Here is a 357-nt window from a genome sequence, read left to right on the forward strand (position 1 = left end):
CACTTACCTGAGTTTGCAACAACTGCACATTCATTAAAAGAAATGTTCCCTGCAGGTGGATTTGCACTACATGGATCATCTAAAGTCTTTGGATGTACTGGTATTGCATTAGCAATCTATGCAACAGCTAGACCTGAAAAGAAGAAAGTTGTTGCAGGTTTACTTATACCATCTACACTAACAGCAATTATAGCTGGTATTACAGAACCACTTGAATTTACTTTCTTATTTATAGCACCAGCTCTATTTGGTGTACATGCAGTCTTAGCAGCAACTTTAGCAGCAACTTCATTTGCCTTTGGAGTAGTAGGTAACTTTGGTGGTGGAATAATTGACTGGGCAGCACAAAACTGGTTG

Annotated in this window: 1 protein-coding gene; it reads left to right on the forward strand. The window is 38.9% G+C overall.

Annotation, left to right across the window (positions count from 1 at the left end):
- Positions 1-357, forward strand: a 357-nt coding sequence (locus CPJCM30710_RS17540) for a PTS transporter subunit EIIC (RefSeq protein ID WP_212905404.1), incomplete at both ends; no start/stop codon positions are given.

Origin of the sequence: Clostridium polyendosporum (assembly GCF_018332455.1) — a bacterium.
GTDB lineage: Bacteria > Bacillota > Clostridia > Clostridiales > Clostridiaceae > Clostridium_AY > Clostridium_AY polyendosporum.